The sequence below is a fragment of the Corynebacterium stationis genome (assembly GCF_001941345.1).
In the GTDB taxonomy this organism is placed as follows: domain Bacteria; phylum Actinomycetota; class Actinomycetes; order Mycobacteriales; family Mycobacteriaceae; genus Corynebacterium; species Corynebacterium stationis.
In genome coordinates this window covers 1,405,760-1,417,218 of the sequence record NZ_CP009251.1, presented here as the reverse complement: position 1 = coordinate 1,417,218, position 11,459 = coordinate 1,405,760, and the positions used below count along the sequence as shown (strand labels likewise).

Genomic DNA, 11,459 nt, shown 5'->3' with positions numbered 1-11,459 from the left:
CACGCACTGATAAGTGTGTCAGACCCAACCTCACGGTGGTTCTAAATATCCAACTTAAGTTGGTATGATGCTTCATTATGACCGAATCATCCCCAAACCCCCGTGATTATGATGCCCTCCTCGTACTTTCCTTCGGTGGCCCGGAAAGTAATGAGGAGGTCGTTCCATTTCTAGAGAACGTAACGCGTGGACGCGGTATTCCACGCGAGCGCTTAGTAGAAGTAGGAGAGCACTATTTCCACTTCAACGGCAAAAGCCCGCTCAATGACCTCAACCGCGAAATCATTGACCATGTAGAAAAGGAGCTGAAGTCCCGCGGTATCGATATGCCCGTGTACTTCGGCAACCGTAACTGGCACCCGCTAGCCGAAGATACTGCTGAGCAAATGGTTGCAGACGGTGTTCGCTCCGCGCTAGTAATCGCCACTTCTGCGTGGGGCGGATATTCTGCGTGTCGTCAGTACAACGAAGATATCGTGCGTGTGCAGCAACACTTGGAAGATAAAAACCTTCCCAATATTGACATGGTCAAGCTGCGCCATTTCTTCTCACACCCAGCCTTCATCGAAGAAAACGCGAAGGCTTTGCAGGAAGCTATCGCTGCCGTCGACGAAGACAAGCGCGATAATATGCGCGTGCTCTTTACAGCGCACTCCGTTCCAACGGCCCACGATGAAGTCGGTGGCGGGGAGGATAATCCTTATCTTTACTCGCGCCAGGTTGCTGAAGCAGCTCGCTTAGTCGCTGAGGCCGCCGGCGTTGAGGAGTATGACGTGGTGTGGCAGTCACGCTCCGGTAATCCACGCACGCCGTGGCTGGAGCCCGATATTGTTGATCACACCGAGGCAATCCATGCCGAAAGTGGCGTGAAGGCGGTTGTGGTTTCTCCGATCGGCTTTATCTCCGATCACATGGAAGTCATTTGGGATCTGGACACAGAGCTTGTCGATGCAGCCCAGGAGCTTGGAGTACAGGTTTCCCGCGCGTATACCGTGGGTCCTAAAGATTCCTTCGCCGCGATGATTGTCGATTTGATCGAGGAAAACACCGCAGGCCGCAAGCCTGAAATCTTAGGCGATGTCAGCGTGCAAGGACGCACGAAAAATGGCAACCCCTGCGCCGCAGGCTGCTGTGACATCTGGGCATTAAAGCAAGCTAAGACTTCTGCCTAAGTTGCCGTACGGCCTAGGCTCCGCGAGCAAAATCCATGAGCGCGTAGTCGACTCCGGCTACGCGCGCTGCTCGTACATGGCGCCAGAGTCGAAAAAGCTGCGGGTCGAGGCTGTGGTCACCGACGCGATCGGTGACTGTTTCAATGATCGCAGCCACGCGATCTGCGCGAGCAAATAGCTTTGCTGAGCGCGCAGGAGTACTCGATGGCAGCCCTGGTGTGTCATAAAAGTCAGCCAAAGTCCCCACCGTTAAACGCGGATTGGGGACTTTGTCCGTTTTATAACCCATCGCTTCAATCAAGGCCGCAGATTCTTCGGTTGCTTGGGATAGTAAGGCATCGGCATCGCCGGGGCTTAACCATGCGGGTGAGGGCAGCGGCGCGGTTTCTTTGAAGATTGTCCAGTCTGTTCCGCGCGCTGTCTTTTCAGGTACCAGCACCAGATGGTGCTCATCAGCAGGATTGTCAGCATGTGTGCGCACGACCAGCGCCCCTGAACCGTTATTTGTCGCCGCGATGGTGGCCGGAGAACCTGCGGGCAATGCAGGCGGATCGCCGGGGCCTGCAAGAACCAGACGCAAACTTGGACCGTCTGCAGTATTCACCGTCGACGTTGCTTCGCGGATAAGCGATAGTGCATCGATGAAAGGGCGAGTTTTTGCAAGATCGTCAGGGCTAGATACTAGACGCTGTGCGCCACCTAGTTCATTAAGTGCCGCTAGGACATCGTCAGCTGGCTCGTGTCCATAAAGCCATGCCCCCATCCATACTGCTGTGTTTTGAAGTGGTGACCACACCTGTTCGCGCATATCCATGGCGAGCCAGTCTAGTGGAGACTGCTTGTGGCGATAAAATGGTCGGCATGAGTTTTTCTTCCCGCGATCCTTATGCTGGCGATATCCTCGGTGGACACGCCCGAAACAAACCCGTTGAATATCCCGTCATTCCCGCCAAGCCGGGCATGGTAGTGGAAGTCTTTGGTGATGACTTCGTGGGTGCTGTCATGGGGGTTGATAAAACCGTCTACGGGGACGTTATCCGCTTAGAAGACCGCTACGGTGCCCAGCGAGTATTCAACCTGATTAAAGGCGGCTTTCTATATGAAGGAAACCGCGTTTCCCTCAAGCGTTTTGTCGCCCCGCGTCAGACCGAGACCAAGTCGAATTCAGGCTCACGGCGTGTAGCGAATGTGGAAGCTAAAGTGGCGGCGCCCTCACGGATTTGGGTCGAAGGTATTCATGATGCGGCCATCATCGAACGCGTCTGGGGGCATGACCTTCGCGTAGAAGGCGTCGTGGTGGAATATCTGGAAGGCCTCGACAACTTAGAAGAGCGATTGGCTGAATTTAGGCCGGAAAAAGGCCGTCGCGTTGGCGTGCTCGCGGACCACTTGGTGCAGGGTTCTAAGGAAACGCGCATGACTGAAACCGTAGGGGAGCACGTGCTAGTTACTGGCCATCCTTTTATCGATATCTGGGCGGCGGTAAAACCCCAGGCAGTCGGCATCAAAGCCTGGCCCGACGTTCCTTATGGCGAGGACTGGAAAACCGGCGTATGCGAGCGCCTAGGCTGGTCAGACCCGAAAGAAGGCTGGCACCGCGTCTACAATTCGGTAAATAACTTCCGGGATCTCGACTCCACGCTGATAGGCGCAGTCGAGCGCTTAGTGGACTTTGTGACCACACCAGAGCTTTCCAAGCACGACCTTCTTTAGAATTCTTAAGATTCTAAAGAGGGGTTTGCGGCAGCAATGAGATTAACTGCTAGCTGCCACCCAGCGCCCTCCGCAGCCCACCCGGCAGCTTGCAGCCGCTGGGACATGGCCTGCTTAGAAATACCTAATTCTTCAGCAGCTTCATTTTGGTTAAAGCCCGAGCGCACCAAGGAAGTCGCCTCGCGCCCTTCCGCAGTGCGTTTTCCAAGAACGAAACTTAATAGGGCAAAGGCTGCGACAATATTGGATGCATCCTTTTTCGCCTTATCTTTCGCGGCCTTTGAGCCAGTGCCGGTAGCGATAGCCGGCTCGATAGTGGCATAGACCTGCCCTGGCCGTGCCGATGGTTTAAGACCCCGCGTTGCAGTCTTTTTAGCATCATCGTGGGAGATACCGATGGAGATGGCCCAGGAGCCATCGGCAAGCAATGCCATGGCTACCTCGCACACTGCTGTCGCAGTGTCGACTTTGGCGCAAATATCTTCGACGCCAAGAAACTCAAAATCACCGACACCATCCAAGGTCGAGAGTGCAGCGGCGGAGCGTTCAACTAATTCAGCGCGCCGTACAGCGCGGCCACGGTAACGTGCATGGACAGCTAACATAACCACTAGTCTACGGTGTTGCCTTGACTTAATTGTGTAACCGGCATCCGCGAGTCGAGGATTAATCCACCGATTCCCACTAGGGCGCACACGATCATCGCCGCGATGATTCCAGGGTGCATTTGCCCTGTTAATAGGTCGCCGAAAAAGACGCCGATTGCCGTAGTTGGGATCGAGCCAACAAGCGTGGCAACGGCAAATTGTCCCACGGAAATAGCTGTCAACGCCGCGGCGTAGTTAAGCAAGGAAAAGGGGACCGCTGCTACCAAGCGCAAGGAGGCGATGGCAAGCCACCCGCGGCGCTCGAGGTGGGCATTAATCCCCGCAACCGCTGGGTGTTTAAGCCGCGGACGCATCCATTCACCAAGCAGTCCGCGCACAACTAAAAGTGCGATCACGGCGGAAACAGTCAGGGCAGTTAAGGAAATCGCTAACCCGGTTACCGGACCGAAAAGAACGCCCGCAGACACCGTCCAGATTGTCCGTGGAAGGGGAAAGAGGGTGAGGATGACATAGCACAGCCAAAACAGAGCTATGAACCAAGAACCAGCCCCATCGGCCCATGTGCGCAGTTGCTCAACGCCAGGCAGATCCACAAAGAAGATAACGGCCAACACCGCGATGGTCGTAGCTGCGACTATCAAACGTCGTGTCCAGCTCCATTGGCTTATCGATGCCACGGCGTCTTTTAAAAGCCCACTGAGAAACTCAGCGAAGCTTTTTATCCACGACATAAACGATGACACCAGCGCTATAACCTTCCAGCAAGCAAAAAGTCCTAGGCCGCGTTATGCAACCTAGGACTAATATATTGTGCCCGGAGGGGGACTTGAACCCCCACGTCCGTTAATAGGACACTAGCACCTCAAGCTAGCGCGTCTGCCATTCCGCCACCCGGGCTGGGTGTTTTATAACGAGGCACAGGGCTCCGTTAGGCACGGACTAACTGTATCGGTTAACTAGCGCCCCTTACAAATCGCCAGCTCAATGCACTAAAAGACGGCTATTTGTAACGTCAAACTGCCTTATAAAACACATTGGTGTCAGATGGTGTGGCCGTGTCGAGTGGCGCGGTCCATGTTTTCTGCTGCGATCAATTCGAGGAGATCTGATAGGGCACGGAAAAATTCTGTGATCTCCGGTACAAATGGAGCTATGTCTACATACAATGAACCCCGCTTTCCAGGCCCAGATCCATATGAACCACTGGGTAACCCTCCAACATTTACTTTGACTTCCACCGACCTCGCTGATGGCGATGAGATTGCAGAGCAATTCCGGGCACCATCAAATGTTTCCCCACAGCTGCAGTGGGCGGATCTTCCTGAAGGTACGAAGTCTTTGGCAGTAACCTTGTTGGATCCCGATGCGCCAACAGGTGCCGGCTTCTGGCACTGGGCAGCATTTAACATCCCTGCGGATGTCACGGAATTGCCACAAGGAGCAGGCTCGCAAGCCGACCTGGGCATCGAAGGTGTTATCTCCTTGAAGCACGACGGCGGACAGCGCGAGTACTACGGCCCGCAGCCACCAGCAGGTCACGCTCCGCACCGTTACCTATATGCCGTGCATGCTCTCGATGTGGAGACCCTCGATATTGATCCTGACGCAACACCTACGGTTTTGGGCTTTAATCTCTACTTCCACACCATTGGACGTTCCATCTTGTGGGGTTGGTACGAACAAAACTAAGCCGACCAGTTAATCTAATTAACCATGGCGCAAAATTCCCCTCAGTATTCTCAGCGCTCGGGCAGGAACCCGGGCGTGAGCATTCCCATTCAAGTTCGCGTCGGCGGTGCCTTCATGGCTCTGGCGGCAGTGTTGTTTCTACTCGCACTAGTTGCAGTATTTACCGATGGATGGGGAACACCTTTTGCATGGACGCCCATTCGCGTCGCAATCATCATCGCTGCTTTGCTCGTCGGTGGATTTGCTACGGTCCGAACTGACCAAAAGTCCAGTGTCGTCCAAGTAGTTGCATTGGCGATAGCAGTGCTGCTGATTATCGGCAGCCGCTTTGTCCCGCAGGATGTTTATCTTGTGCAGCACCAGTCTTTCTTGGTGCTCTACGGCGGCGCGGCACTATTGTGTGCGCTCATCTTGCGGCGTTCGGTTATGCCGAAGGCCTAGGCCTACGGACTGACATTGGATAGACACAGCTAGGGGCTACCACTAATTTTCAAGTGGTAGCCCCGAGCTGCTTTTTACTTAGATGTGTTTCCAGCCCAAACCAGAGCCAACTGCCTCTGAGATATTGCTCAAGCCATGCGCGCGGATCTGCGCTGCGATGGCCTTATGGATATCGCGAATCCAATCTGGTCCCCCATAAATCAATCCCGTATATCCCTGCAGCAGGCTAGCGCCGCTGGTGATGCGCTCCCAGGCTTGCTGAGGGGTAGAAATACCGCCGACTGAGATAATCACGAGCTTGTCGCCCACACGCGCATAGAGACGCTTTAAGACCTCGAGCGAGCGTGCTGCAACTGGTGCGCCGGAAATGCCACCTGCTCCTAATTCGCGCACGAACTGGTCGTCGGAATTTAAGCCTTCCCGCGAGATCGTGGTGTTGGTTGCCACGATGCCGGCGAGGCCGAGCTCAACGGCAAGGTCAGCAACTGCGTCGACATCTCCATCGGAGAGATCAGGCGCAATCTTTACCAGCACCGGAACTGACGTGGATTCTTGCACCGCCGAGAGAATCGGGCGCAAAGATTCTACGGCCTGGAGATCACGCAAGCCCGGCGTATTAGGAGATGAGACATTCACAACTAGGAAGTTCGCCAGATCTCCCAGCAGTGAAGCCGAGCGACGGTAATCAGCAACTGCCTCATCGGCCGGAGTGACTTTAGTCTTTCCGATATTGATTCCAATGACGCTCTCAGTTTTACGCTTGTGCAGGTTGCGTGCGGCTTCCGCTGCGCCTGCGTTGTTAAAGCCCATGCGGTTTAAGATGGCTTTATCTTCCGGCAAACGGAACAAGCGGGGCTGAGGATTACCCGGCTGCCCCTTGGCGGTTACCGTGCCGAGCTCCGCATAGCCAAAGCCTATTGCAGACCATGCGTCCGCAGCGGCCGCATTTTTATCAAAGCCTGCAGCAAGCCCCAGTGGCCGCGGAAAGGTGACGCCAAAGACTTCCTGTGCCAGGACCGGATCATTGACCGGCAAGAATGCTCCGAGCGCCTTGTACGCCGGTGGGACCTTGTTAATTGCGCCCATGAGCGAATTGGCCATGACGTGGATACGCTCTGGATCAATTTTGAACATGGTCTTGAGCGCGAGCTCGTACCCAGTGCGGCGAGCCGAATTCGCCAATCTTCCAGCGTTCGATCCAAGCTTGTTAACAAAGTTCATTGCGGTTAACCTTCCAGAGCCTAAAATAAAGGCCCCGAATAATCGAAGCCTTGGTGAAAATATATTACTTAGGGTTTTCTACAGAATCATCGATGTCGGCAGCGGGAATAACCTGCAGACCAGCACCCGTTGCAGAGCCGAGCACAAGGTCGCCATTGTCCAAAGCCTGAATGCTTTGCGCATCAGCGACGGTTCCTAATGTTGTAACCAGTTCAGGCACACCAGTGGAGATATTAAAACCGTGCACCAAGTTATTATCGGTGGTGGTTACCCAAGCAATCTGACGCTTTTCATCCCAGGCCACACCCCATGGTGAGCCGTCAACTGGGCCAAATTGATGTTGGCGGACAACGTCTTCAGAGGTGTAGACCATGAGGCGGCCACCAAGGGTGTCCGAAACCAAAATGGTGCCATCTTCACCGACTGTGCCTTGGCCAAGACCAATGCCTGCGCGAAGGCGTCCACCTTCGCGGGAGTTTTCCCAGTCCAGGTTTTGAATCGTCGTTGCCTCGCGGTTGATGCGGATGACGTTATCGACGCCGTCCTGGTTCGGAACCGCAAGGAGTTGATCAGAGGGTTCTTCAACCGTGAAATCATCAATCACTTCACCGTCTTTATAAATGACGATGTCTTTGGTCTCATCCGATGCAAGAAAAAGCTCGCCTGAGGACAACTCAGTTGCGGCGGTGACAGCAAAGTCGACTTCAACCGGGATCACGCGGGGGTCGCTGGGGTTATTTGGGTCAATCTTGTAGACCTTGTCCCCGCAGCCGATAAAGAAGAAGCCAGCAGAGGAATTAAGGTCACCGCACGAAGGTGAAATCTTCAGGGGATTTCCCAAGGAGTCGGGGGCGCCGAAGGTAATGGTTTCGTCAGAGCGAACGGCAATCGTGTCTCCAACATGAGCGATATCACTGATCTCGCCGTATTCTTCGACGTTACCTGCGGGATCAGTATCCTGCGGCGAAGATGCTGGCGTGGCATCGCCTTGCACCTCAGTTTCATTGCCTTCATTTGGATTGTAGCTGCACGCTGTAATGACCAGCGATGATGCAGCAATTATGCCGACTAAGAACTTTTTTGCACCAGAAGATGAATACACGATTGGCCATTCTATCAGCTGGCCTAACCAGGAAAGAACCACGCGCAGGGTAGGATAACCGGCGTGGAAAATCTGACTCTTGCGCAATCTACAACCGAAATGACCGACATGTCCTGGGTGCAGGTCTTAGTCCTGTCCATTGTCCAAGGGCTGACCGAGTTTCTTCCCGTGAGTTCTTCCGGCCACCTCCGGATCGTGTCCGAGCTTTTTTGGGGCCAGGATGCAGGTGCTTCCTTCACCGCAGTGATTCAGCTTGGCACAGAGCTTGCCGTAGTGGTCTTCTTCGCCAAGATGATCTGGCAAATTCTTACAGGCTGGTTCAAAGGCTGGGTTGATAAAGAATCCCGCGGCCAGGACTGGAAGATGGGCTGGTTCGTCATCGTGGGCTCCATTCCCATCGGCGTTCTGGGACTCGTGGGTAAGGACCTTATTCGCGATGCGCTGCGCAACCTGTGGATTACCGCAGGAATGCTGATTTTGTTCTCGCTGGTGTTCATCGTCGCTGAGCGCGTGGGTAAGAAAAATCGCGGCTTTGATGAGCTGACGATGAAAGACGCCATCATCATGGGTCTTTGTCAGTGCTTGGCACTGATTCCTGGCGTATCTCGTTCGGGGGGAACCATTTCCGGTGGTCTGTTCCTCGGTCTTGACCGCGAAGTTGCAACCCGCTTTTCCTTCCTGCTGGCTATTCCCGCAGTATTGGCATCAGGCCTTTTTTCGCTTCCCGATGCCTTCGACCCCGCTGCTGGCCAAGCCGCATCCGGCATGCAACTTCTAGTCGGTACGGCAGTTGCGTTCGTGGTTGGTTACGCCTCCATCGCGTGGCTCTTAAAGTTTGTCTCCAACCACTCCTTCGAGTGGTTCGCGGCCTACCGAATCCCAGTGGGTATCTTCGTTATGATTCTGCTGGCAATCGGAGTTCTCCAACCCTTTTAAACTTAACGGTTGAAGCTAGGTACGATAGCAGGCATGAAATCTTGGCCAATCCCGTCCGTACCCCTAATTCCAGGCACCGCTGCGCAGTTGCATCTCTATGACTCAGCGGATCAGAAGACCAAGCCTGTCGAAGTCGCAGGCGATACAGCCACCATGTATGTCTGCGGCATTACCCCTTATGACTCCACGCACCTCGGCCACGCTGCTACTTACGTCACCTTCGACGTCATCTACCGAATGCTCCTGGACCAGGGGCACAAGGTTCACTACGTCCAAAATGTCACCGACGTGGACGATCCACTCTTTGAGCGCGCAGAACGCGATGGCGTCGACTGGCGTGAATTAGGCGAAAGCCAAGTCCAGCTCTTCCGCTCCGATATGGAACAGCTCGGAGTCATGCCGCCGCAGGATTACATCGGCGCTATCGAATCCATCGATGAAGTCATCGAGATGACTCAAAAGCTCCTGGATAATGGCGCTGCCTATGTCGTTGATGACGAGCAATATTCCGACGTTTACGCGTCTATCGATGCCACCAAGCAATTTGGCTATGAATCGAATTATGACCGTGCAACCATGGAAGAGTTCTTCGCAGAGCGCGGTGGCGATCCCAAGCGAGCGGGCAAGAAAGATCCGCTCGACGCTTTGTTGTGGCGCGCTGTGCGCGAAGGCGAGCCATCCTGGGAATCTCCATTCGGCCCTGGCCGACCAGGCTGGCACGTGGAGTGTTCGGCAATCGCTACAAATCGTCTCGGTTCTTCCTTTTTGATTCAGGGCGGTGGCTCGGACCTGAAGTACCCGCACCACGAATACTCAGCAGCCCATGCAGAGGCCGGATTGGGTGTAGACCGAATGGCGGAATTCTACGTCCACGCTGGAATGATCGGCCTTGAGGGCACCAAGATGTCAAAGTCCTTGGGCAACCTCGTGTTTGTGCATAAGTTAGTAGAGCAGGGCGTCGACCCTTCAGCGATTCGCCTCGGTTTGTATGCACACCATTATCGCGGCGATCGCGACTGGTCCGACGAGCTACTCAATACCGCTATCGAACGCCTTAATTCTTGGCGCAGCGCATTCACCAATGCGCAAACAGCAGGTGCCGGCGTTGATGAAGCCCAAGCTCAGAATGCTGCGAACAAGGCAGTTTCACAGCTTCGTGAGCGCCTCGCCGATGACTTGGATACCGTCGGCGCACTGCAGGTAATCGATGAGTGGGCGCAGACTCCTTCCACTGCACAGGCAGCAGGGGTAGTAGCTACAGCTGTCGATGGACTGTTGGGCGTGCGCATTTCCTAGTTTTAAGGGACAATATCCACATGAGCATTCGCGCGACCTATCAGCCACAAATCGACGAGTTTATGAGCAATCTGGAGTCATTCGCCACGGGTGACTACCTCAACGAAGATGAGAAGGAGTTTTGGGACCAACCTTTCGATCCCAAAGCACTGCCTTCACTTCGGACGATCCTTGAGCGTCTTTTCGATGCTTTCGATGCGATCCCAGATGACCCGTCAGGTGAACAGCTCAAAGGTGCAGTGACACCATTTTTCACGGAGCTGGAAGCATTCAATCGCAAGAATGCCGACGCCATCTTGGAGCCCGAAGAAAAGCAAGAGCTCAACGAGCTCATCTCTCAGGCAGCCGCTGATACCGGCGCCGATGACGAAGCACTGGGCGAGCTACCTGAGCTCGACTAGCCCTAAGCTCGTCTCTTCCTCCTCGCGGAGCCAAGCGCAGCGAGCTAGCGCAATAGTGCCGCGAGGACTTACTCATGTCTTTAGCAACGGGCACCTTTAATCAACCGATATCAACGAGAAAAGTATTAGCACCAGATTCATGAAGAAACCTCTCGCCATCTTTTGGGATATGGACGGCACCCTCACCGACTCAGAACCATTGTGGGAGGAAGCAACGTATTTTCTCTCTGAACTATTGGGCAAACGGCTCACCCCAGAGCAAAGGCAGCTCACGGTTGGTTCGACCTTCGAAAACACCCTGCGCATTTGCGCTGAGGCTGCAGGCGTGGAACTAACCCCTGAAGACTATCCGAAGTACCAGGCCTTGACTTTCAATAAGACGCGCGAGCTTTTCGCCGAGCGCCTCGAGATATTCCCAGGCATTCAAAATCTTCTGACGCAGCTTAAAAGCGATGATATGGCCATGTTCGTGACCACAAATACCGTGCGACACGTAGCAGATTCCGCCATCGATACTGTGGGCCGTCACTTCTTCGTCGACACCATCTGTGGCGATGAAGTAGCAGAGGGTAAACCTGCCCCGGATATGTACCTTGAAGCCGCTCGCCGCGCAGGAGTCGATCCCGCCGATGCACTGGTATTCGAGGACTCTACAACGGGTATGCGCGCTGCTTTAGCCGCTGGATGTCAGGTTATTGGGCTGCCCGAATATGCGCAGATGGAAGTTCCAGAAGGCGCAGTGAGCATCGAAAAGCTAAGCGGCAATAAGCACCTTGACGGTGCCACGGCTGCCGATGTCTACGACTGGTTTGCCCGCATTTCGGGGTAAAAGCTAGGCAATGGCATGCGAAATCAACTATCTATGGAACAATAGGTAACT

Annotated in this window: 13 protein-coding genes and 1 tRNA gene; 8 read left to right on the top strand and 6 right to left on the bottom strand. The window is 54.4% G+C overall.

Features of this window, described 5'->3' with window-relative positions; translation table 11 throughout:
* The first annotated feature begins 77 nt into the window (after positions 1–77).
* On the top strand, positions 78–1,172 hold the full coding sequence (locus CSTAT_RS06600) for a ferrochelatase (protein WP_075722879.1): 1,095 nt from the start codon (positions 78–80) through the stop codon (positions 1,170–1,172).
* 13 nt (positions 1,173–1,185) lie between these two features.
* Here the strand turns inward: CSTAT_RS06600 and CSTAT_RS06595 are convergent, their stop codons facing one another.
* On the bottom strand, positions 1,186–1,986 hold the full coding sequence (locus CSTAT_RS06595) for a hypothetical protein (protein WP_075722878.1): 801 nt from the start codon (positions 1,984–1,986) through the stop codon (positions 1,186–1,188).
* A gap of 47 nt (positions 1,987–2,033) precedes the next feature.
* Between CSTAT_RS06595 and CSTAT_RS06590 the strand changes: the two genes are divergently transcribed.
* Positions 2,034–2,885, top strand: coding sequence for a DUF3097 domain-containing protein (locus CSTAT_RS06590; RefSeq protein WP_075723832.1), 852 nt, complete (start codon positions 2,034–2,036; stop codon positions 2,883–2,885).
* Between the two features lie 5 nt (positions 2,886–2,890).
* Here the strand turns inward: CSTAT_RS06590 and CSTAT_RS06585 are convergent, their stop codons facing one another.
* The 3 genes from CSTAT_RS06585 to CSTAT_RS06575 form a co-directional block, all read right to left on the bottom strand.
* Complete coding sequence (locus CSTAT_RS06585; protein WP_075723831.1) at positions 2,891–3,490, bottom strand: MarR family transcriptional regulator; 600 nt, start codon at positions 3,488–3,490, stop codon at positions 2,891–2,893.
* A gap of 5 nt (positions 3,491–3,495) precedes the next feature.
* Positions 3,496–4,236, bottom strand: coding sequence for a TVP38/TMEM64 family protein (locus tag CSTAT_RS06580; RefSeq protein ID WP_066839817.1), 741 nt, complete (start codon positions 4,234–4,236; stop codon positions 3,496–3,498).
* Positions 4,237–4,304: 68 nt separating this feature from the next.
* Positions 4,305–4,390: transfer RNA gene (locus CSTAT_RS06575), tRNA-Leu, on the bottom strand.
* Positions 4,391–4,645: 255 nt separating this feature from the next.
* On the opposite strand from CSTAT_RS06575, the gene CSTAT_RS06570 reads away from it, so the two are divergent.
* Both CSTAT_RS06570 and CSTAT_RS06565 read left to right on the top strand, forming a co-directional pair.
* Positions 4,646–5,182 carry a YbhB/YbcL family Raf kinase inhibitor-like protein gene (locus CSTAT_RS06570; RefSeq protein ID WP_066794015.1) on the top strand — a complete coding sequence of 179 codons (537 nt, stop codon included), beginning with the start codon at positions 4,646–4,648 and terminating at the stop codon, positions 5,180–5,182.
* A 24-nt stretch (positions 5,183–5,206) separates the two neighbouring features.
* Entirely contained in the window at positions 5,207–5,623 is a 417-nt protein-coding gene (locus CSTAT_RS06565) for a hypothetical protein (RefSeq protein ID WP_075722877.1), read from the top strand.
* Positions 5,624–5,701: 78 nt separating this feature from the next.
* Here the strand turns inward: CSTAT_RS06565 and CSTAT_RS06560 are convergent, their stop codons facing one another.
* Positions 5,702–6,844 (bottom strand): quinone-dependent dihydroorotate dehydrogenase, encoded by a 1,143-nt coding sequence (locus CSTAT_RS06560; protein WP_075722876.1) that lies wholly within the window; start codon positions 6,842–6,844, stop codon positions 5,702–5,704.
* 64 nt (positions 6,845–6,908) lie between these two features.
* On the bottom strand, positions 6,909–7,946 hold the full coding sequence (locus CSTAT_RS06555; protein ID WP_075723830.1) for an NHL repeat-containing protein: 1,038 nt from the start codon (positions 7,944–7,946) through the stop codon (positions 6,909–6,911).
* Positions 7,947–8,054: 108 nt separating this feature from the next.
* On the opposite strand from CSTAT_RS06555, the gene CSTAT_RS06550 reads away from it, so the two are divergent.
* The 4 genes from CSTAT_RS06550 (at position 8,055) to CSTAT_RS06535 (ending at position 11,408) form a co-directional block, all read left to right on the top strand.
* Entirely contained in the window at positions 8,055–8,882 is an 828-nt protein-coding gene (locus CSTAT_RS06550; RefSeq protein ID WP_066797608.1) for an undecaprenyl-diphosphate phosphatase, read from the top strand.
* Positions 8,883–8,915: 33 nt separating this feature from the next.
* The gene (gene mshC, locus CSTAT_RS06545; protein ID WP_075722875.1) at positions 8,916–10,178 is read left to right on the top strand and encodes a cysteine--1-D-myo-inosityl 2-amino-2-deoxy-alpha-D-glucopyranoside ligase; all 1,263 of its coding nucleotides are present in this window, start codon (positions 8,916–8,918) and stop codon (positions 10,176–10,178) included.
* 20 nt (positions 10,179–10,198) lie between these two features.
* Positions 10,199–10,579 (top strand): hypothetical protein, encoded by a 381-nt coding sequence (locus CSTAT_RS06540; protein WP_066794004.1) that lies wholly within the window; start codon positions 10,199–10,201, stop codon positions 10,577–10,579.
* A 139-nt stretch (positions 10,580–10,718) separates the two neighbouring features.
* Complete coding sequence (locus CSTAT_RS06535) at positions 10,719–11,408, top strand: HAD family hydrolase (RefSeq protein ID WP_075722874.1); 690 nt, start codon at positions 10,719–10,721, stop codon at positions 11,406–11,408.
* Positions 11,409–11,459: the final 51 nt, after the last annotated feature.

What these genes read in the sequence shown, in the direction of transcription:
- CSTAT_RS06600 (WP_075722879.1), top strand. Translation starts at nt 78, where the DNA reads ATGACCGAATCATCCCCAAACCCCCGTGATTATGATGCCCTCCTCGTA.
- CSTAT_RS06595 (WP_075722878.1), bottom strand. Translation starts at nt 1,986, where the DNA reads ATGGATATGCGCGAACAGGTGTGGTCACCACTTCAAAACACAGCAGTA.
- CSTAT_RS06590 (WP_075723832.1), top strand. Translation starts at nt 2,034, where the DNA reads ATGAGTTTTTCTTCCCGCGATCCTTATGCTGGCGATATCCTCGGTGGA.
- CSTAT_RS06585 (WP_075723831.1), bottom strand. Translation starts at nt 3,490, where the DNA reads ATGTTAGCTGTCCATGCACGTTACCGTGGCCGCGCTGTACGGCGCGCT.
- CSTAT_RS06570 (WP_066794015.1), top strand. Translation starts at nt 4,646, where the DNA reads ATGTCTACATACAATGAACCCCGCTTTCCAGGCCCAGATCCATATGAA.
- CSTAT_RS06565 (WP_075722877.1), top strand. Translation starts at nt 5,207, where the DNA reads ATGGCGCAAAATTCCCCTCAGTATTCTCAGCGCTCGGGCAGGAACCCG.
- CSTAT_RS06560 (WP_075722876.1), bottom strand. Translation starts at nt 6,844, where the DNA reads ATGAACTTTGTTAACAAGCTTGGATCGAACGCTGGAAGATTGGCGAAT.
- CSTAT_RS06550 (WP_066797608.1), top strand. Translation starts at nt 8,055, where the DNA reads ATGTCCTGGGTGCAGGTCTTAGTCCTGTCCATTGTCCAAGGGCTGACC.
- mshC (WP_075722875.1), top strand. Translation starts at nt 8,916, where the DNA reads ATGAAATCTTGGCCAATCCCGTCCGTACCCCTAATTCCAGGCACCGCT.
- CSTAT_RS06540 (WP_066794004.1), top strand. Translation starts at nt 10,199, where the DNA reads ATGAGCATTCGCGCGACCTATCAGCCACAAATCGACGAGTTTATGAGC.
- CSTAT_RS06535 (WP_075722874.1), top strand. Translation starts at nt 10,719, where the DNA reads ATGAAGAAACCTCTCGCCATCTTTTGGGATATGGACGGCACCCTCACC.